This window comes from Ectopseudomonas oleovorans (genome assembly GCF_003052605.1).
In the GTDB taxonomy this organism is placed as follows: Bacteria; Pseudomonadota; Gammaproteobacteria; order Pseudomonadales; family Pseudomonadaceae; genus Aquipseudomonas; species Aquipseudomonas oleovorans_A.
The window spans coordinates 72,116-89,819 of record NZ_QASO01000124.1 but is presented as its reverse complement, the minus strand read 5'-3'; the positions used below and the strand labels follow the sequence as shown (position 1 = coordinate 89,819).

The following is a 17,704-nucleotide window of genomic DNA, read 5'->3' as shown; positions in this document are numbered from 1 at the left end:
TACATGCGGCGGACACTGCGGCTGTCGCGGTGTCCGCCTGTCGAGCGAGCTCCCGCTTGGCGGCGGGAGCGCTGTCGACTAGCGATTACTGCTGGGCCCACTTGAGGAAGGCGCTGCGGCTTTCCGGCGTGAGCAGGTTCCACATCTGTTGCAGGGTGGTCAGGGTGGCGTCACTGTGTGGCAGAGCAGCGGCCTGGGCAGGGGAAGGGGTTGGTGTGATCGCCTGCGGTGCAGCTACAGACGCGGCGCCCAGCGGAGCGACGCTGGTGGCTCGCGGAGCGACTTCGCTGGAGCCCATCAGGACGCTGAATGCCGAAACGTTGCGGTTACCGGCCTCTGCGTCTTTGCGTTCGCCGGTGCGTGTGTTCACGGCCCAGGCGGGAAAGTCATTCTCGAACTCTTTGGCTTCGGCCAGGCTCTGTGGGCGGTTGAACTCCAGGCGCCAAAGTTCACCAGCCTTGCCTTCGATATTGAAGATGGCGGTGCGGCCGCGTACTACCTCATGACTCATGCCGCCGGCGATGTCGAAGCCGTTCTTGTAGAAGGCATGAATTTGATAGGCGCCCGGCTGCAGGAGCAGTTCCTTGTCATCCAGGCCGGATGAGGCGTTTGCTGCAGAGTAAGGCTGGCCGTTGATGCTGCGGATTTCCAACTCGCCGGGAACTACTACGGTCAGTACCTGGTTTTGCGGCAGCGGTGCGCCGGCATACATCTGGATTTTGGGTTGCTGGGCACAGGCGGCCAACAGGCCAGCCATGGCGATTACGAACAAGCGGCGCATGAAAACTCCTAATTACGAACGCCCGCCGATGCTCGGTGGGCTGGGGTCGATGACATTCCGGAAACAAGAATAAGGCTGATAGGTGTCAGTTAAATGACAAACCGGGCGGCTCCTCTCGGAGCTGCCCGGTTTGTTTTTATTCCTGTCCGCGAAGGGATCAGAAGTCGTAGCGCATGCCTACGGAAAAACCAGAGGCTTCTTCACCTGCCGCGAAAGCTCTGTTATTTGCCGAACGAGCTTGCTCCCATGGTACCTGAGCGGAGTTGTCATCGTTGTCGATTACTGCATAGTTGGCATAGACACGCACGGCCTTGTCCAGCTTGTGCTCGACGCCCACTACCCACATATCGGCATCGGCATTATCTGCGTCAGAATCACGGGTCATCCACATTGCTTTCAATGCGGTCTTGTCAGAGATGCTGTATTCGCCGCCAAGACCATAAACGTCGGACGACCAACGATCACGCTCAGCCTGAATCGGAGAGTCATGATCAACGGTCTGATAGAAGCCCACCAGCTTGAAGGAGTTGAACAGCTTGTAGGCGGCAGCGGCACGAATGCCGTCACGTTCGCCATACTTGGCATCTTCTTCCACCTTCTCGTAAGCCAGAGAGGCCTCCAGCGGACCGCCAGCATAGTTCAACGACAAGCTGAAGGCATCGCTGTCCACATCCTCGCGTGAAAACTGACCTTCATACATCGAATAGGCCAGCTTAGCGTTGAAACCACCGAAATTTGGCGTGGTGTACTGGATGGTGTTGTCATAGCGCTCGTCGAAACGGCCATTGCCAAAGCGAGTCAGGTTGCGCATGTCACCAACCTGATCACCGAACAGGTTAGCCGGACCGCGAGCGACCTTGAACGGGCTGTCGAAACGACCCACTTGCACCGAGCCGACGTTGCTGCTCAGGCCGACAAAGGTGTCGCGGGTGGCGAAGTCGGTACTGTTGCTATCGCTGCTACCACTGGTGAAGTTGATCTGTTGTTCGATCTGGAAGAAGGCCTTCAGATTCGGGTTGATCTCATGGTTGCCCTTGAAGCCAAGGCGCGAGGAGTTGCTGGAAAGGTTGGTTTCAGAGTAGTCGGCGCCGTCATCGAGGAAATCCACCGAAACATGTGCACGGCCATAGACGGTCACATCTGCCATTGCCACAGCGGGTACCGCCAGAGCGGCACCAACAGCAACCGCAATCAACTTCATCTTCATCGAAAAAACTCCTTCGTTTTATGAAACGCCGTCATTGCCTGTGGCATGACATCGTCTGTTTGGACGGAGGCGATTATGGAAATCCGATATGACAGAAGGCTTGCTGCCGTGTGACATTTTCGAGTCAGGGGAACTTTTTTAAAAACATATGCTTAGGAAGTTTTTTTGAATCTTTTAGGCTGTTTTTAAGGGGGTCAGAGAAGTCCCGCGGCGATTGTATAGAGGCATTGTTAAAGTTTCGAGAAAAGCGCAGCGTGGGCCTCGTCCTGGATGAAATTTCGTCATGTTGCTCTCGCCCCGAGCGGATTTCCTGTTCTATTGACGTGCTGATAACCTGATTCGCTCAGGGAGAACCCATTCCTTTCTGGAGTGCAGTTGTGACCTTGTTCGTTGCCGATTCGCTGTCCAGCGTCAGCGCAGGCCCATGGAATGCGTTGCTGACCGATTCACAACCTTTCCTGCGCCACGCCTTCCTCGCTGCGTTGGAGGAAAGCGGCAGTGTGGGTGGGCGCAGCGGCTGGCAACCGGCGCACCGCCTCTGGCTCGATGATCAGGGCGTGGTCCGGGCTGCCATGCCGGCCTATCTCAAGCAGCACTCCTATGGCGAATATGTATTCGACCACGGCTGGGCAGACGCCTGCCGCCGTGCGGGCATTGCGTACTACCCCAAGCTGCTCGGGGCCGTACCCTTTTCACCCGTTAGCGGGGCACGCCTGCTGGGCGACGCGCAAAGCGCCGGCAGACTGCTCGATTCCCTGGCCGCGGGTCTCGCAGAGGAGGGCCTGTCGAGCCTGCACATCAATTTCACCAGCACCGCCTGCGATGCGTTGATAGCCCAGCGTGAAGGCTGGCTCGAGCGCCTCGGCTGCCAGTTCCACTGGCACAACCGCGGTTATCGTGACTTTCAGGATTTTCTCGACGCGCTCAGCTCACGCAAACGCAAACAGATGCGCAAGGAACGAGAACAGGTCGCGGGGCAGGGCATCGATTTCGACTGGCGACGCGGCCATGAGTTGAGCGAGGCGGACTGGGATTTCGTCTATCAGTGCTACGCCAACACTTATCATGTACGCGGTCAGGCACCCTATCTGATGAGGGATTTCTTCAGCCTACTGGCCGAGCGCATGCCGGAGATGATCCGCGTGGTGTTCGCGCGGCAGCAGGGGCGGCCGCTGGCCATGGCCTTCAGCCTGGTCGATGGCGAAACCTTCTTCGGTCGCTACTGGGGCTGCCTGGCCGAGTTCGACCGCCTGCATTTCGAAACCTGCTTCTATCAAGGAATGGAGCTAGCCATCGCCGAAGGTCTGCAACGCTTCGACGCCGGGGCCCAGGGGGAGCACAAACTGATACGCGGTTTCGAGCCGGTCATCACCCGTTCGTGGCATTATCTCTGTCACCCGGGGTTGTATGCTGCAGTCGCCGAGTTTCTCGAACAGGAGCGCTCTGGCGTGCGGGCTTACGCGGAACAGGCGCGCGGTTATCTGCCTTTTCGCCAGCCCAGTGGGGACTGATCGAGCGATCAGGTTATCGTGCTGGCGCCGAAACAGCTGTTTGCCGGAAGTTCCCCGTGTCGGAGATTTCTGCAAAAACTCCAGAGCTTTCAGCAAGAAGCCCGTTCACCTCTGCCACTAAATTCCGCCCTTCACTTTCGTTACGACCGTTTTGTCTGCGCCGATTGGTCAGACCAGCTTTGCTGGGCTAGACCGATAATAGACGTGCATGCAGCCGAAGTAGGGGTGGTAACGCGATTCGGTGGCCGCAGGCGTAAGCCAGGGAGGTCAGGGAAAGTGCTCATGCACTTGCCGATGCAGTGACGAAGTGGTGGAGATTTTCACTGCGCCGATATCTGTCCCTGATCGTGCTCGCCAGGCATCGGTGTGACGAGGAACAGAGACCGGAGCCCCGTATCCGCTCAGGCGGATGCGCTTTGCCAAACCGGGCACGGTGCCCAAGAACAACAAACGAGAGGGGAGCCCCCCAATGACAGCTAGTACTCCAATGCTCGTCACCTTCGTGGTGTACATCGCAGCCATGGTACTGATCGGCCTGATTGCCTATCTGCGTACCAAGAACCTTTCCGACTACATCCTCGGTGGCCGCAGCCTCGGTAGCTTCGTGACCGCGCTGTCTGCTGGTGCCTCCGATATGAGTGGCTGGCTGCTGATGGGCTTGCCGGGTGCGATCTTCGTCGCCGGTCTGTCGGAAAGCTGGATCGCCATCGGCTTGATTGCCGGCGCCTATCTCAACTGGTTGTTCGTCGCCGGCCGTTTGCGCGTGCAGACCGAGCATAACGGCAATGCCCTGACCCTGCCGGATTACTTCACCAACCGTTTCGAAGACAACAGCCGCATCCTGCGCATCTTTTCGGCGTTGGTGATCCTGGTGTTCTTCACCATCTACTGCGCCTCGGGTGTGGTGGCCGGCGCCCGCCTGTTCGAGAGTACCTTCGGCATGTCTTACGGCACCGCCCTGTGGGCCGGCGCTGCAGCGACCATCGCCTACACCTTCATCGGCGGCTTCCTGGCAGTGAGCTGGACCGATACCGTGCAGGCCACGCTGATGATCTTCGCACTGATCCTCACCCCGATCGTGGTGATGATTGCCACCGGTGGTGTAGAGCCGACCTTCATCGCCATCGAAATGCAGGATGCAACCAACTTCGACATGCTCAAGGGTGCGACCTTCGTTGGTGTGATTTCCCTGCTGGCATGGGGGCTGGGCTACTTTGGCCAGCCGCACATCCTGGCGCGCTTCATGGCGGCCGACTCGGTCAAATCGATCCCGGCAGCCCGTCGCATTTCCATGACCTGGATGATCCTCTGCCTCGGTGGCGCGGTCGCCGTGGGCTTCTTCGGTATTGCCTATTTTTCGGCCAACCCGGATCTGGCCGGCCCGGTCAGCGAAAACCCGGAGCGTGTATTCATCGAGTTGGCCAAGCTGCTGTTCAACCCGTGGATCGCCGGCATCCTGCTGTCCGCCATCCTCGCCGCGGTGATGAGTACCCTGAGCTGCCAGTTGCTGGTGTGCTCCAGTGCGCTGACCGAGGACTTCTACAAGGCCTTCCTGCGCAAGGGCGCCTCGCAAACCGAACTGGTCTGGGTCGGTCGTGCCATGGTGCTGCTGGTGGCGCTGATTGCCATCGCCCTGGCTGCCAACCCGGAAAACCGTGTGCTGGGCCTGGTGTCCTACCGGTGGTTATCCTGTCGCTGGTGTGGAAGGGCATGACCCGTAACGGCGCCCTGGCTGGCATGCTGGTCGGCGCGGCCACCGTGATCGTGTGGAAGAACTGGATCGGTCTGGGGCTGTACGAAATCATCCCGGGCTTCATCCTCGCCACCCTGGCCATCGTCATCTTCAGCCGCATCGGTAAGGCGCCGAGCCAGTCGATGCTGAGCCGCTTCGACCAGGCCGAGAGCGAGTACAAGTCGGTCTGATCCAGCTGGCTTGAATACAAGGCGATGACTGCCCGGCAGTCATCGCCTTTTTCGTTGTGCGCCCAGCATGGGCGCACTCCTGCGGGTGCAAGTCCCGCCGTAAGGTGATCACAGCGAACGAAGCGAAGCGCAACTGCATGAACGCCTGAGTTCCTACCTGGAGGGCTGGAAGGGCTACTACCGGTTGGCGCAAACGTCGCGAGTCTGGCAGATGCTGGACGAGTGGCTGCGTCATCGGTTGCGCGCGATCCAGCTCAAGCAGTGGAAGCAAGGCAAGACCATGTTCCGGGAGCTACGCGCACTGGGGGCAAGTCGTACAGTGGCACAACGGGTGGCGGCCAACAGCCGGCGCTGGTGGTGCAACATATGCCGATTATGGCACTAAGATAGGCGCACTTTAATTCGATGGATGTCAGTATGAGCAGCAATGACCCGCTTCACGGCCTGACCTTGCAGGCGATACTCGCGGCTCTGGTCGAGCGCATCGGTTGGGAAGGGCTGGCACGTGAGGTCGATGTGCGCTGTTTCAAGCATGAGCCGAGCATCAAGTCGAGCCTGACCTTTCTGCGCAAGACACCCTGGGCGCGGGCCAAGGTCGAGCAACTTTACCTGCAGCAGTTCAGGCCCTGAGGGCGTTCAGCTTCATCAGTTGAGTTCGAGCCCCAGCGTCTGCAAGGCCTGCCGGTAGCTGTTAGCGGCCATGCGCAGGCTGTTGTTGTGGTTGGCGCCGTCGATCAGCAGCAATTGCTTGGGCTCACGGGCCGCATCGAACAGCGCCTCGCTGAAACGGGCGGGCACGTAGCGGTCATCACGCCCGTGGGCGATCAGCACGGGGACGCCGACCGCGCCGATCTTGTTCAGTGAGTCGAACTCCTGCGACAGCAGCCAGCGCACCCGTAGCGAGGTATTGCTCACTGCGGTGGCCACATCGCCCAGGTTGGTGAAGCTGGACTCGACGATCAGGCCCGCCGCTTGCGGCGACTGCTTGTCGTCGGCCAGTTCATGGGCCAGGTTGACGGCCACTGCGCCGCCGAGGGAGTGGCCGTAGATGAACCGCTTGCTCGCATCTGGCTGCAGGCGCGCCAGGTGCTCCCAGGCGATCAGTGCATCCTGATAGACGCTGCGCTCGGAGGGTAGCGGGCCACGGCTCTGGCCGAAGCCCCGGTAGTCCACCGCCAGCACTGAGAAGCCCATGGCGTGCAACTGCTCGATGCGAAACAACTGGCCGGTCAGGTTCCAGCGCGAACCATGCAGGTAGAGCAGCGCCGGGGCATCCTTGCGCGGCGCGGGCCACCACCAGGCGTGCAGGCTTTCATCGGCTGCGAGCGTGGGTGATTGCAATTGCACGTCCTCGACGCCAGCGGGCAAGCCGCTGAACCAGCGCGCGGTGCCTGGCTCGATACGAAACACCAGTTCGCGTTCGGTTTGCTCCAGTTTGGCGCAGCCGATGGGCAGGAGGACCAGCAGGCTGGCCAGAACGATCAGGCTCAGGCGACGACGGCGCAGAGGAAACCAGGACGAAGACATGAATGAGGCTCACGAACAGCGACGGATGATGCAGCCATGGACTGCACATCCGATGCCCGGTTTCACCACACGCAGGTGGCTGTGGTTACCAGGTATTACCGCCGGCTTATCTGCGCTGCGCTCATCGGCGTATCACACAGGGTGGAACTGCCCGGTTCGAGGTAGGGCGCAAGGATCGGCGCCATGCCCTTGAGCACCTGCACCGGCAACGCCGAGGTGAAGGTAAAGCGCTCGGCATCACGGCCCGGTACGAAGGCGGTGAGGGTGCCGTAGTGGCGCGGGCCGAGGAAGAACACGAAGGTGGCCGTGCGGTTCATGGCGCGCGAGCTGATCACCCGTCCGCCCGGGCCTACGCTTTCGATGCGGTTGTCACCGGTTCCGGTTTTGCCGCCAAGCGTCAGGCTTTGGCCGTCCTGCAGTTGAAAGGTGCCTTGCAGGCGCCGGGCGGTGCCACCCTCGACGACCTGAGAAAGGGCATTGCGCAGCGCCGCCGCGACCTCGGACTGCATCACCCGCTTGCCGCCATGAATATCGCGCTCGACCCGTGTTTCGTAAGGCGTGCCAGCGGCGAAATGCAGTTCGTCGATGCGCAGCACCGGCTGGCGAATCCCGTCGTTTTGGATGATGCCCATCAGTTCGGCCAGTGCTGCCGGCCGGTCACCGGAGCTGCCCAGGGCGGTAGCCAGTGATGGCACCAGATGCTGGAAGGGGTAGCTGAGGTTCTGCCAGCGCAGGTGAATGTCGGAGAAGGCTTCGACTTCCAGCATGATGCGAATGCGACTGTCACGGGCACTCTTGTGCCGGGTGCGCAGCAGCCAGCCGTAGACCTCCTGGCGCTCGTCGATGCTGGCTGCCACGGCGTCGCTGAAACTCGCCTGCGGGTTGTCGATCAGGTAACCCAGTAGCCATAGCTCCAGCGGATGCACACGGGCGATATAGCCCTGATCCGGCAGGCTGTAGGCGCCGGGGCCGTACTCCTTGTACAGGCGTGCGATGCGTTGGTCGGTGAGCTTTTCCTGCGGCAGTTGCGTCCGCAGAAAGGCGGCGAAGGTGGCTTCATCGGCCTGCGGCAGCAGGTAACGATGTACCGCGCTCAGGCGTACCGAGTTCTGCTGCAGGCCGCTGATGAAGGTTTCCAGGCGCTGCTGCGGCGGCTGGCCCTGGTACTTGCGCCAGAAGCGCAGCAGGAAGGTGCGCCCTTCCTGGTCGGCGAAGCGTTGCAGGTATTGCTGGCGGCGCGGGTCCTTGTCGTCCTTGAGCAATTCGGCGCTGTTCTGGTAGGTGCTGTAGCGCACAAGGTCGCGCATCAGACGCACGAACGGCAGGTTGATCGATTCGCGCAGCGACTCGCGCAGGGTCGGGTTGCGGTCGTTGTCCTCGCGGCGGAAGTTACCAAAGGTGTGTAGCCCGCCGCCGGTGAAGAAGCGTTCATTCGGGCTGGCGGAATAGCGCCGTTCCAGCGCCGCGCCGAGCATGCTGGCCAGCTCTGCACCCGGGTTGGCTTGCAGGTAGCTGACGGCCCAGCGGCTCAGCGCGTCCTGTTCGGCAATGTCCACCTGGCGCAGCTCGGCTGCATGCTTGCCAGCGTAGCGCTGATGCAGCTCGGCGATGATTTCCAGGTAGGTGGCCAGCACCCGCAGTTTGGCCGTCGAGCCCAGCTCCAGCTTGCTGCCTTCGTTGATATCGAAGGGCTGGTCGGTGCTGTCGGTCTGTACCCGAACCCGGCTGCCGTCCGGCGTGCGTTCGAACAGGGTGAAGCTGTAGCGCACCTCGGCGGTTTTCTCCGCTGACAGCAGGCGCTCACCGAACAGGCCGATCTGTCCGGCGAATGCCGGGTCAGCCAGGTTCTGCAGGTAGGCGCTGGCCTGTTGCTGCAGATCGCGCTGCAGTGTGCTGCGTGCAGCCAGATCGAGACGATCGAGGTCGTACAGTGGCATCCCCAGCAGATTGGACAGGCGTGAGCGCGCCACGCTGATGCCCTTGTCGCTTTCCACGGCGCGCAGATTGGGCTCCTGCTGCCAGTCGCGATACTGCAGTTTCTGCGCGAGTGCAGCATCGCGCAGGTCGGCGGCGATCAGCCCGGCGTTGGCGAGCAGGCGGATATGGCTTTCGGTCAGTGCCTCCATGTCGCGGCGCCCTTGCGCGAGGTAATAGGAGGGGCGGCGCTGGGCGATCATCAGCGACAGCACCTGGCGCAGCGCCAGGCCGCGCTCGGCCAGGCTGGCGTCGGGCGAGTGGCGTGGGTCGAGCAGGGCATTGGTGCGCTCGAAGTCGGCGCCGTACCAGATGCGCAGTCCATCAGCCAGGCCGTGTACTTCGCCATGGCCGGGGGCTGCCGACAGCGGTACGCTGTTGAGGTAATCGCGGACGATGCGCTGACGTGCCTCGAGCGTCTGTGGTCCGTGCTGATAGGCGCGCACGCTGGCGGAAAACATCTGCCGCAGCTTCTCGCCGGCAGACAGCGTCAAGCCATCGGGAGAGTGACGGTACTTCTCCAACTGCGTGGCGAGGGTACTGCCACCAGCGGACTGGTCCTGCACGTCGAGCATCTTGCCAAGCTGCGACAGTGCGGCCATGGCGAAGCGTGGCCAGTCTACCGCTGGATTGGCCAGCGGTTGCGACGCGTCGAGCAGGTGTCGGTTCTCGATGAACAGCAGGCTATCGACCACCAGCGGCGCGATACTGGCGAAGTCGGCGTAGCCCTGCTGCGGGTAACGAAACTCGTAGAAGGGCGTACCCCGGCAGTCGCTGATGCTCAGGCCGCTCTGGCTTTTCTCGGTAAAGGGCGGGAACAGCCCTCGACGGCTGTAGGCCAGCAGGGCGTCGGAGAAGCGCGCCTGTTCGGTGATCTGATAATCGCGTTGGTGCAGGCGTTCCAGCATCAGCGGCAGATAGGCATAACCCTGGCGTTTGTCGAAGGGGCCGTCGCTTGGGTACAGGATCCGTTCGCTGGGGCCAGGCTCGACCTGGTAGGTAAGGCCTGCAGCATAACGGCTCAGCTCGCGTGACTGCAGATGGGCGCTGCGTGATTCGAATACCAGCAGGGCAGTAGTGGCCAGTACCAGAACCGCCAGCACAAGGTAGAACGTCAGGCGCCAGTAACGCCCCGTTTTCGCAACCAGGTCATGCTGCCGTGGTTTGCCTTGCCATGCTGCACCCATAGATCACCGGCGTGGCCTGTCAGCATTGTTGCGAGGCGCCTGGCCGGCTGCTGACCTCAGCTCGCCAGGGCTGCGTCCTTTCTTCTGTCCTGATGACAGCTTAGACGCTGGCGGGCTGCCTGGCCGGCGGTTTTATCGATTGCCCGAGTGGTACGCCGCAGCGGGCAGGCCTGCTAGACTCGCCAGAGCGCATCGATGCAGGGCTGCACCATGCAACGCGACCACCGGGAACAACTTCAGCAAAGCTGGCAGGCCAATACCGATGCCTGGGCGGCTGCGGTGCGTGAGCAACGCATCGAGAGCCGGCGGCTGGTTACCGATGCCGCCATTATTCAGGCCGTGCTGGCATTGCAACCCAGGCGTGTGCTGGACATCGGCTGCGGTGAGGGCTGGTTGTGCCGTGGTCTGACTGAGCATGGCATCGAAGCGGTCGGGGTCGATGCCTCTGCACCGTTGATCGACGCGGCGCGCGCGGCGTGCGATGGGCGCAGTCAGTATCGCGTCTGTGGCTATGCCGAGCTGGACGCGCATGCCGATCAGCTCGGGCGTTTCGAGGTGCTGGTGTGCAATTTCGCCCTGCTCGAAGAACCGCTGCAGCCTATTCTGCGCAGCCTGCACGGCCTGCTTGCCCCAGGTGGCAGCCTGCTGATCCAGACCCTGCATCCGTGGCGTGCCAGCCATGGTGAGCCTTATCAGGATGGCTGGAGGGTCGAGGATTTTGCCGGTTTTGGCGAAGGTTTCCAGGCACCCATGCCCTGGTTCTTTCGGACGCTGCAATCCTGGCTGGCGCTGATGGGCGAAACCGGCTGGCGCCTGGAGTGGCTGCAGGAGCCGCTTCACCCCGAGAGTGTTCAGCCAGTCTCCCTGCTGTTATTGCTCAAGCCACTGTGAGCTGAAGGCCGGCAGGCGACCTGTTGATCATCAGTTGGCTGCCGGATCCGCCGCCAGGCGCCCGGCGTCCTGAAGCAAGGCCTTGAGGAACGCTTCCTGCAGTTCGGGGTCATTGCGCGTCAGCTCGATCAGGCTCTGCTCCAGCTCACTGGCCTCTTCTTCCAGACCCAGGTCGGACAGCCGTTTGACTCGATGCACCCACTGTTCGACGTCGTCAGCTTCGAGATCATCGAAGATCAGGTCATGCGCTTCACGCAGTTTGCCGCGCAGCGTATGGCTGACCATGAGCGTCGTTTGCGCCCGTGCGACATCGTCGCCAAGCTGGTCTTCAACGCTCAGTTGCAGCGTGTTCAGACGGCCGATGTCCTGTTCGGTGAAGGGGCTGTCCAGCAGGTTGAGGCGCAGCACGCCGCTGTTGTCGGTGAGTAGCTCGAACTGCTGGTCACCCGCCTTGACCTGCACCGGGCGCTCGCTCCAGGGCAGGTTGCTGTACTCCATACGCCTGTCGCGCTGCACCTCGTTAATACTTGCCAGGTTTTGCTCGGCGCGCCCATTGGACTCGACGTTCATGAACGGGTTGAGTCCGGCCATGCCGTAACTGATCCAGTCGCGGGTCGCGGTTTCCGGCAGGCTGCCGAGCAATACGACATTGAGGATGTTGGCGCCCACACCGGCTACCACGGCTACTGCGCCCATTGGCACTTCGTAGAGTTCGCGCCAGGGTTGGTAGGGGGTGTAACGGTCGTAGCGACGGGTCACCTCGAAGGCCGTGACCTCGTAGCTCTTCTGGTCATGCACACGCACCCGGCGCTGCGGCAGCTCCAGCACCTTGGGTTCGCCGGCATCAATCTGCAACTGGTGATCCAGCAGTTTGCGTTCGACGCGCTCCTCGTGTTCGCTGCGTTGCGGCAACTGATTGGCGCAACCGCTGAGGAAGAGGGCGCCGCACAAGGCGGCGCCGGTCAGGCGAAGTTTGTTGCTCGTGTGCATGATGTCTCGGTAGGGCGTGATCAGCGGCGGATACGGGCTTGCAGGAAAGGCAGGATCTCGGCCAGCGGCACGGCTTGCGGGTCGGTTTCGGCGCGGCTCTTGTACTCGAGGTTGCCCTCGGCCAGGCCACGGTCGCTGACCACGACGCGGTGCGGAATACCGATCAGTTCCATGTCGGCGAACTTGATGCCGGGGCTGGTTTTCTTGTCGCGGTCATCCAGCAGCACTTCATAGCCGGCGGCGGTCAACTCGGCATACAGCTTGTCGGTGGCTTCGCGCACCTGCTCGGTTTCGTAGCGCAGCGGCACCAGGGCGATCTGGAACGGCGCCAGGGCATCGTTCCAGCGAATGCCGCGCTCGTCGAAGTTCTGCTCGATGGCGGCCGCCACCACGCGCGATACGCCGATGCCGTAGCAGCCCATGGTCAGGGTCACCGGCTTGCCGTTCTCGCCGAGCACCTGGCAGTTCATCGCCTCGCTGTACTTGGTGCCGAGCTGGAAGATGTGGCCGACTTCGATGCCGCGCTTGATTTCCAGGGTGCCCTGGCCGTCCGGGCTGGGGTCGCCGGCAACGACGTTGCGCAGGTCGGCAACCTCCGGCAGCGGCAGGTCGCGTTCCCAGTTGACGCCGAAGTAGTGCTTGTCTTCGATGTTGGCACCGGCGGCGAAATCGCTCATCAGCGCGACGCTGCGGTCGATGATGCAGGGGATCGGCAGGTTGACCGGGCCCAGTGAGCCGGGGCCGGCGCCGATGGCTGCGCGAATCTCGGCTTCGCTGGCCATCTGTAGCGGGCTGGCCACCTGCTCCAGGTTGGCGGCCTTGATCTCGTTGAGTTCGTGGTCGCCACGCACGATCAGGGCGATCAGCTTGCCTTCCTCGGCGGCGTGCACCACCAGGGTCTTGATGGTCTTCTCGATGGCCAGGCCAAAACCTTGAACCAGTGCATCGATGGTCTTGGTATCGGGGGTATCGACCAGGCGCATCGCTTCGGTCGCAGCACCGCGCGTTTTCTCGCGCGGGATGGCTTCGGCTTTCTCGATGTTGGCGGCGTAGTCGGAGACATTGCTGAAAGCGATATCGTCTTCACCCGAGTCGGCCAGCACATGGAATTCGTGCGAGCCGGTGCCGCCGATGGAGCCGGTATCGGCCTGTACCGGGCGGAAGTTCAGGCCCAGGCGGCTGAATACATTGCAGTAGGCCTGGTGCATGCGGTCGTAGGTTTCCTGCAGGGAAGCCTGGTCGGCATGGAAGGAGTAGGCGTCCTTCATGATGAACTCACGGCCGCGCATCAGACCGAAGCGCGGACGGATCTCGTCACGGAACTTGGTCTGGATCTGGTACATGTTGATCGGCAACTGCTTGTAGCTGTTCAGCTCGTTGCGGGCCAGATCGGTGATCACTTCTTCATGAGTCGGGCCGACGCAGAATTCGCGATCATGGCGATCCTTGACGCGCAGCAACTCGGGGCCGTACTGCACCCAGCGCCCGGATTCCTGCCACAGCTCGGCCGGCTGGATGGCGGGCATCAGCACCTCCAGGGCGCCGGCGGCGTTCATTTCCTCGCGCACCACGTTCTCGACCTTGCGCAGTACGCGCAGGCCCATCGGCAGCCAGGTGTACAGGCCGGAGGCCAGCTTGCGGATCATGCCGGCACGCAGCATCAGCTGGTGGCTGATCACCACGGCATCGGAGGGGGTTTCTTTCAGGGTCGAGAGCAGGAACTGACTGGTACGCATGTTTGGCCGTTCTGTCGGTTGCTAGGGTTTGGAATAGGCCGGCATTGTACGGTGCCTATACAGTGGCGTACAGAACGGGCGCAAGCTCCGCCCGCGAGTTCTTGAGGCGTCACTGCGTTAACTAGGAGGACGATCTGTGGGATTGACTGCTCTTGAGGTTCAGACACTGATCCGGGCCGGGCTGCCCATGGCTGAAGATATCGACCTGCGGATCGATCGACTGGATGAGAAGGGGGTTCTGGCGAGGGTTCCCTTTCACGCCAAATTGGTGCGTCCAGGCGGAACCTTGTCCGGCCCGACCATCATGGCGCTGGGGGATGCGGCCATGTATGCCGTGGTGCTCGGACGGTTGGGGCGGGTGGAGATGGCGGTTACTTCCAACCTCAACATCAACTTTCTGATCAAACCCAAGCCGGTGGATTTGTTGGCTGAGGCGCGGATCTTACGCTTGAGTCGCCGGCAAGCGGTGTGCGAAGTTTCGTTATATTCCGCTGGTAATGAGAATGAGTTAGTTGCACATGTAACGGGTACCTATGCACTTCCTCTGTAATTATTGAATCTACCCATAAAAGAAAAGGCCCGGTTTCCCGGGCCTTTCTTATTCAAGTCTCAGCTGATTCCCGAAATTACAGGATGCTCAGCGGGTACTCGATGATTACGCGAACTTCGTCGATCGACGGAGAGCCGTAGTAGACACCGTCGCTGCTGCGATAGGTGGCTTGGCGAACACGCATGTTCAGGTCTTTGGCCGGGCCGTCCTGGACGGTGTAACCCACCTGGATATTGCGCTCCCACTCTTTGCCGTTGTCGGTAGTAGCAGTTTTAGCGTCGGAACCGCTGATGTAGCGAGCCATGAAGGCCAGGCCCGGTACGTCGAACTCGGCGAAGTCCAGGTCGTAGCGCAGTTGCCAGGATTTCTCGTCTTCGGCGTTGAAGTCGGAACGCTGTACCGAGTTGGCCAGCCAGACGGTACCACCGCCGTCTACACCGTAGTCGTAACCAGTGCCATCAAAGCCGCCGTGCGACTTCTGGTAAGCAGCGGTCAGAGTATGTGCACCGAAGTTGTATGCAGCCGACAGACTCCAGATGGTGTTGTCTTCGCTCTTACCGGTGTTGGTGTACTCTTTGTCGTAGTCGGTTTTGTAGATGTTGAAATCAAAACCGAGCGACTGATCTTCGCTGATGCCGAAGGTGTAGTTGACGTTGCCGTAGTACTTCTTGAACGCGTCTTCTACGTCGGAGTAGTACAGAGCGGCCGACAGGTCATCGGTGAAGCTATAGGAGCCACCGAAAACGTCGGCGCTCTTCAGGCCCTTGCTGTCACGATAGGTTTGGGCTTGCGCATTGATACCAGTGAAGTGACCCGCGTGCAGCTCCAGGCCCTCGATTTCGTTGCTGGTCAGCAGGAAGCCTTCAGCAGTTTCCGGCAGCAGACGGCTGTCGTCGGTGCTCAGAACCGGCAGGGCGGTGAACTGGGTACCATACTTCAGCACGGTGTTGGACAGGCGCAGTTTTACGGCGCCGCCAGCTTCGGAGTAATCGTCCTGGGAACGACCATCGCTACCAGTGGGGAACAGGCCGGTGCCGGAACGGCCCTTGCCGCTGTCCAGTTTGATGCCCAGCAGGCCAATGGCGTCAACGCCGAAGCCTACGGTGCCTTGAGTGAAGCCGGACTCGTAGGTGGCGATGAAGCCTTGACCCCATTCTTGCGGGTCATCGTTCAGGCTCGGGTCGTTGCGGAAATCGCGGGAGAAGTACAGGTTGCGGCTCAGAACATTCAGGCTGCTGTCTGCAACAAAGCCGTTGGACTCGGATTGCGCGCTGGCGAATGCCAGTTGGCTGGTGCCCGCGGCTACTGCCAGGGCGATTACGCTCCACTTCATCACTTGCATCGTGATTGCTCCTTGGGTTTAGAAGAGTTGCGCTGTCCACTGTTTTGTTATATGGACAGCTCTTTCTTTTTGTGTCGGCGATAACTTATAGCACGCAGCCAATATTGGCGATAGTTGCAGTCTATTCGTTACGACTTCGTTCATGCTGGTGTCGCATCGCGTGAAGAAGAATGTCGCAAATCTATAGTTCTGCACTTGCGTCTCGTCGCACCGACGCTTTTGCGGTTCTGAGGTGCCTGGGACCGCTTGATTGATCGACTGCACGGCTTGCCGGGCATTGCTTTCACAGTTAGCAAAAGTCGTGCTCAAAACCTGCCTGTCTTGCTAAAACCTTGATTTTTAGGCGCAGGGCAGCGCTCGCGGTAGCGCCGGCGCTCCTTTTGGTGCTGATTCGTCAGGGGTTGCCGAGGCCTGCGGTTAGCTGTCTGCAGGTGCCGTTAGCTCATTGCCTGCGCATTAACCGGTAACGCTTGGCATTGTCCATTACGGGAAGAAACAAAATGGTGCACGCCTGCGGTGCGTATGTGTTCAAGCTGCCTTGGGTTGGTGCGTGGTCGCTGGGTGAACTCTCGGCTGAGCCAGCGTATTCTGCGCGCCATTGCTCCCCTCCCGCTGGGGTTACGCTTTATTAATAAGGAGGCTCATCATGTTCGCTCTGGATTCACGCCTTCAGCAGGATTGCCTGGTGATCGGGGACTTTCCCCTGTGTCGTTTGCTGCTGATGAATGACTCCAATTACCCCTGGTTCATCCTTGTTCCTCGGCGTGAAGAGGTCAGCGAGTTGTTTCAGCTCGACGCTGATGATCAGCGACAACTGTGGCAGGAAACCACGCTTCTGGCTGAAACGCTGAAGGACATCTTCGCGGCCGACAAGATGAACGTCGCCACGCTTGGCAATGTCGTCAGCCAGTTACATATGCATGTGATCGTGCGTCGGCGCGATGACATTGCCTGGCCCGCGCCGGTCTGGGGGCGGCATCCGGCGCAGCCTTACGAGGCGAGTCAGGTCGAGCAGATCATCGCCAGGTTGCGGCTGGTGCTGACCAGGGATTTTCAGTTTGCCGGAGAGCCTGCATGAGCCTTGAGTCGCGGATCATGGAGCTGGAAAGCCGCCTGGCCTTTCAGGATGACACCATTCAGGCATTGAGTGATGAGCTGGTCGAGCAGGGCAAGCGTATCGAGCGCATGCAGTTGCAGCTAAAGGTTCTGGCGCGTCGCCAGGAGGAATTGAGTGGGCAGGCGGGGATTGCCGAAGACCAAGCGCCGCCTCCGCACTATTGATGTGAAAAAGCCCGGTTTCCCGGGCTTTGCTTTGGCTGCCGCTCAGCGCCGCGCAGGTGGCGCTGCGATCACGTCTTCGGCCTGCAGGCCCTTGTCACGCTGCATGACCGAGAACTCCACACGTTGGCCTTCGACCAGTACGCGGTGGCCTTCGCCGCGAATGGCGCGAAAGTGCACGAAGATATCCTCGCCCGAGTCGCGGGAAATGAAGCCAAAGCCTTTGGATGTATTGAACCACTTGACCGTGCCAGTCTCGCGATCGTCATCGCCGAAGCTGCTGCTGACGCTGGTAGGCTGCGAGGGTGCGCGTTGTTCTGGGCTGCGAGGGGCGGTCTTCAGGTGTGCGGCAAGGTTCAGCGCCACGGCGACGAGCAGGGTCAGCAGTGGCAGCCAGATGGCTGGTTGACCGCCAATGTTGGGCAGTGGGGCAAGCAGGATCAGACTTTGTATCACCGTGGCCAGTATCAGCAGTGCAGAAGACAGGCCGAGCAGTTGCTGCCGTGCAGCCGGAGCGCTCTGTTGTTGCGAGGCGGCCAGCAGGTTGAGCAGGCCAGTCAGTGCCAGGTAGACGGCATCAGGGGTGGTCAGCAATGAAGTGGAAAAACCGGGTACGGCGCAAAGCAGCAGGGCAGCAAACCCTGTAACGAGATGGGCAATCTTCAACATCTTCGATGAACTCACTAATTGATGATGACTCAAGGTGTTGCGGAGGGAGCGCGCTTCGCTAGTGGCCAACTGAACGGCCATGGCGCGCGCCGGTATACAAGGTTGGCCATGCCACAGGAAGGTGATATGGCAGGCCGG

At 60.9% G+C, this 17,704-nt stretch carries 14 protein-coding genes and 2 pseudogenes; 8 read left to right on the top strand and 8 right to left on the bottom strand.

Translation table 11 applies throughout. The features are described from left to right. Positions 1–85: 85 nt before the first annotated feature. On the bottom strand, positions 86–781 hold the full coding sequence (locus DBO86_RS21900; RefSeq protein ID WP_104727673.1) for a DUF2057 family protein: 696 nt from the start codon (positions 779–781) through the stop codon (positions 86–88). A 157-nt stretch (positions 782–938) separates the two neighbouring features. Beyond that, on the bottom strand, positions 939–1,988 hold the full coding sequence (locus DBO86_RS21895; protein WP_108234830.1) for a porin: 1,050 nt from the start codon (positions 1,986–1,988) through the stop codon (positions 939–941). 377 nt (positions 1,989–2,365) lie between these two features. On the opposite strand from DBO86_RS21895, the gene DBO86_RS21890 reads away from it, so the two are divergent. From DBO86_RS21890 to DBO86_RS21875, 4 genes and pseudogenes are all read left to right on the top strand, one after another. Beyond that, complete coding sequence (locus tag DBO86_RS21890) at positions 2,366–3,499, top strand: GNAT family N-acetyltransferase (RefSeq protein ID WP_108234829.1); 1,134 nt, start codon at positions 2,366–2,368, stop codon at positions 3,497–3,499. A 469-nt stretch (positions 3,500–3,968) separates the two neighbouring features. Beyond that, a pseudogene (gene putP, locus DBO86_RS21885) lies at positions 3,969–5,422 on the top strand (sodium/proline symporter PutP). A 118-nt stretch (positions 5,423–5,540) separates the two neighbouring features. Then, positions 5,541–5,807, top strand: a pseudogene (locus tag DBO86_RS21880) (group II intron maturase-specific domain-containing protein); the annotation flags it as partial. A 32-nt stretch (positions 5,808–5,839) separates the two neighbouring features. Then, positions 5,840–6,052 carry a VF530 family protein gene (locus DBO86_RS21875; protein ID WP_039964429.1) on the top strand — a complete coding sequence of 71 codons (213 nt, stop codon included), beginning with the start codon at positions 5,840–5,842 and terminating at the stop codon, positions 6,050–6,052. 15 nt (positions 6,053–6,067) lie between these two features. On the opposite strand, the gene DBO86_RS21870 is transcribed toward DBO86_RS21875, so the two are convergent. Together DBO86_RS21870 and DBO86_RS21865 are read right to left on the bottom strand one after the other, a co-directional pair. Further along, positions 6,068–6,949 (bottom strand): alpha/beta hydrolase, encoded by an 882-nt coding sequence (locus DBO86_RS21870; protein WP_108234827.1) that lies wholly within the window; start codon positions 6,947–6,949, stop codon positions 6,068–6,070. A gap of 95 nt (positions 6,950–7,044) precedes the next feature. Next, entirely contained in the window at positions 7,045–10,110 is a 3,066-nt protein-coding gene (locus DBO86_RS21865; RefSeq protein ID WP_108234826.1) for a transglycosylase domain-containing protein, read from the bottom strand. Positions 10,111–10,320: 210 nt separating this feature from the next. Between DBO86_RS21865 and DBO86_RS21860 the strand changes: the two genes are divergently transcribed. Next, a complete protein-coding gene (locus DBO86_RS21860; RefSeq protein WP_108234860.1) occupies positions 10,321–11,001 on the top strand; it encodes a class I SAM-dependent methyltransferase in 681 nt (226 codons plus the stop codon). A gap of 30 nt (positions 11,002–11,031) precedes the next feature. On the opposite strand, the gene DBO86_RS21855 is transcribed toward DBO86_RS21860, so the two are convergent. Together DBO86_RS21855 and DBO86_RS21850 are read right to left on the bottom strand one after the other, a co-directional pair. Next, the gene (locus tag DBO86_RS21855; RefSeq protein WP_108234825.1) at positions 11,032–11,991 is read right to left on the bottom strand and encodes a hypothetical protein; all 960 of its coding nucleotides are present in this window, start codon (positions 11,989–11,991) and stop codon (positions 11,032–11,034) included. 20 nt (positions 11,992–12,011) lie between these two features. Then, positions 12,012–13,727: a proline--tRNA ligase gene (locus DBO86_RS21850; protein ID WP_108234824.1), complete on the bottom strand. Its 1,716-nt coding sequence runs from the start codon at positions 13,725–13,727 to the stop codon at positions 12,012–12,014. 142 nt (positions 13,728–13,869) lie between these two features. On the opposite strand from DBO86_RS21850, the gene DBO86_RS21845 reads away from it, so the two are divergent. Then, positions 13,870–14,277 carry a PaaI family thioesterase gene (locus tag DBO86_RS21845; protein WP_108234859.1) on the top strand — a complete coding sequence of 136 codons (408 nt, stop codon included), beginning with the start codon at positions 13,870–13,872 and terminating at the stop codon, positions 14,275–14,277. Between the two features lie 76 nt (positions 14,278–14,353). Here the strand turns inward: DBO86_RS21845 and DBO86_RS21840 are convergent, their stop codons facing one another. Next, positions 14,354–15,619 carry an OprD family porin gene (locus DBO86_RS21840; protein WP_108234823.1) on the bottom strand — a complete coding sequence of 422 codons (1,266 nt, stop codon included), beginning with the start codon at positions 15,617–15,619 and terminating at the stop codon, positions 14,354–14,356. 646 nt (positions 15,620–16,265) lie between these two features. Between DBO86_RS21840 and DBO86_RS21835 the strand changes: the two genes are divergently transcribed. Beyond that, positions 16,266–16,697: an HIT family protein gene (locus DBO86_RS21835; protein ID WP_108234822.1), complete on the top strand. Its 432-nt coding sequence runs from the start codon at positions 16,266–16,268 to the stop codon at positions 16,695–16,697. Beyond that, complete coding sequence (locus DBO86_RS21830) at positions 16,694–16,900, top strand: SlyX family protein (RefSeq protein WP_108234821.1); 207 nt, start codon at positions 16,694–16,696, stop codon at positions 16,898–16,900. Before DBO86_RS21835 ends, DBO86_RS21830 begins: the two co-directional genes overlap by 4 nt. Positions 16,901–16,942: 42 nt before the next feature. Here DBO86_RS21830 and DBO86_RS27375 read toward each other — a convergent pair whose 3' ends face one another. Continuing rightward, positions 16,943–17,566: a cold-shock protein gene (locus DBO86_RS27375; RefSeq protein WP_108234820.1), complete on the bottom strand. Its 624-nt coding sequence runs from the start codon at positions 17,564–17,566 to the stop codon at positions 16,943–16,945. Between the last annotated feature and the right edge of the window lie 138 nt (positions 17,567–17,704).

Coding starts and splice junctions, on each gene's coding strand:
- DBO86_RS21900 (WP_104727673.1), bottom strand. CDS start 781: ATGCGCCGCTTGTTCGTAATCGCCATGGCTGGCCTGTTGGCCGCCTGT.
- DBO86_RS21895 (WP_108234830.1), bottom strand. CDS start 1,988: ATGAAGATGAAGTTGATTGCGGTTGCTGTTGGTGCCGCTCTGGCGGTA.
- DBO86_RS21875 (WP_039964429.1), top strand. CDS start 5,840: ATGAGCAGCAATGACCCGCTTCACGGCCTGACCTTGCAGGCGATACTC.
- DBO86_RS21870 (WP_108234827.1), bottom strand. CDS start 6,949: ATGTCTTCGTCCTGGTTTCCTCTGCGCCGTCGTCGCCTGAGCCTGATC.
- DBO86_RS21865 (WP_108234826.1), bottom strand. CDS start 10,110: ATGGGTGCAGCATGGCAAGGCAAACCACGGCAGCATGACCTGGTTGCG.
- DBO86_RS21860 (WP_108234860.1), top strand. CDS start 10,321: ATGCAACGCGACCACCGGGAACAACTTCAGCAAAGCTGGCAGGCCAAT.
- DBO86_RS21855 (WP_108234825.1), bottom strand. CDS start 11,991: ATGCACACGAGCAACAAACTTCGCCTGACCGGCGCCGCCTTGTGCGGC.
- DBO86_RS21850 (WP_108234824.1), bottom strand. CDS start 13,727: ATGCGTACCAGTCAGTTCCTGCTCTCGACCCTGAAAGAAACCCCCTCC.
- DBO86_RS21840 (WP_108234823.1), bottom strand. CDS start 15,619: ATGCAAGTGATGAAGTGGAGCGTAATCGCCCTGGCAGTAGCCGCGGGC.
- DBO86_RS21835 (WP_108234822.1), top strand. CDS start 16,266: ATGTTCGCTCTGGATTCACGCCTTCAGCAGGATTGCCTGGTGATCGGG.
- DBO86_RS21830 (WP_108234821.1), top strand. CDS start 16,694: ATGAGCCTTGAGTCGCGGATCATGGAGCTGGAAAGCCGCCTGGCCTTT.
- DBO86_RS27375 (WP_108234820.1), bottom strand. CDS start 17,566: ATGTTGAAGATTGCCCATCTCGTTACAGGGTTTGCTGCCCTGCTGCTT.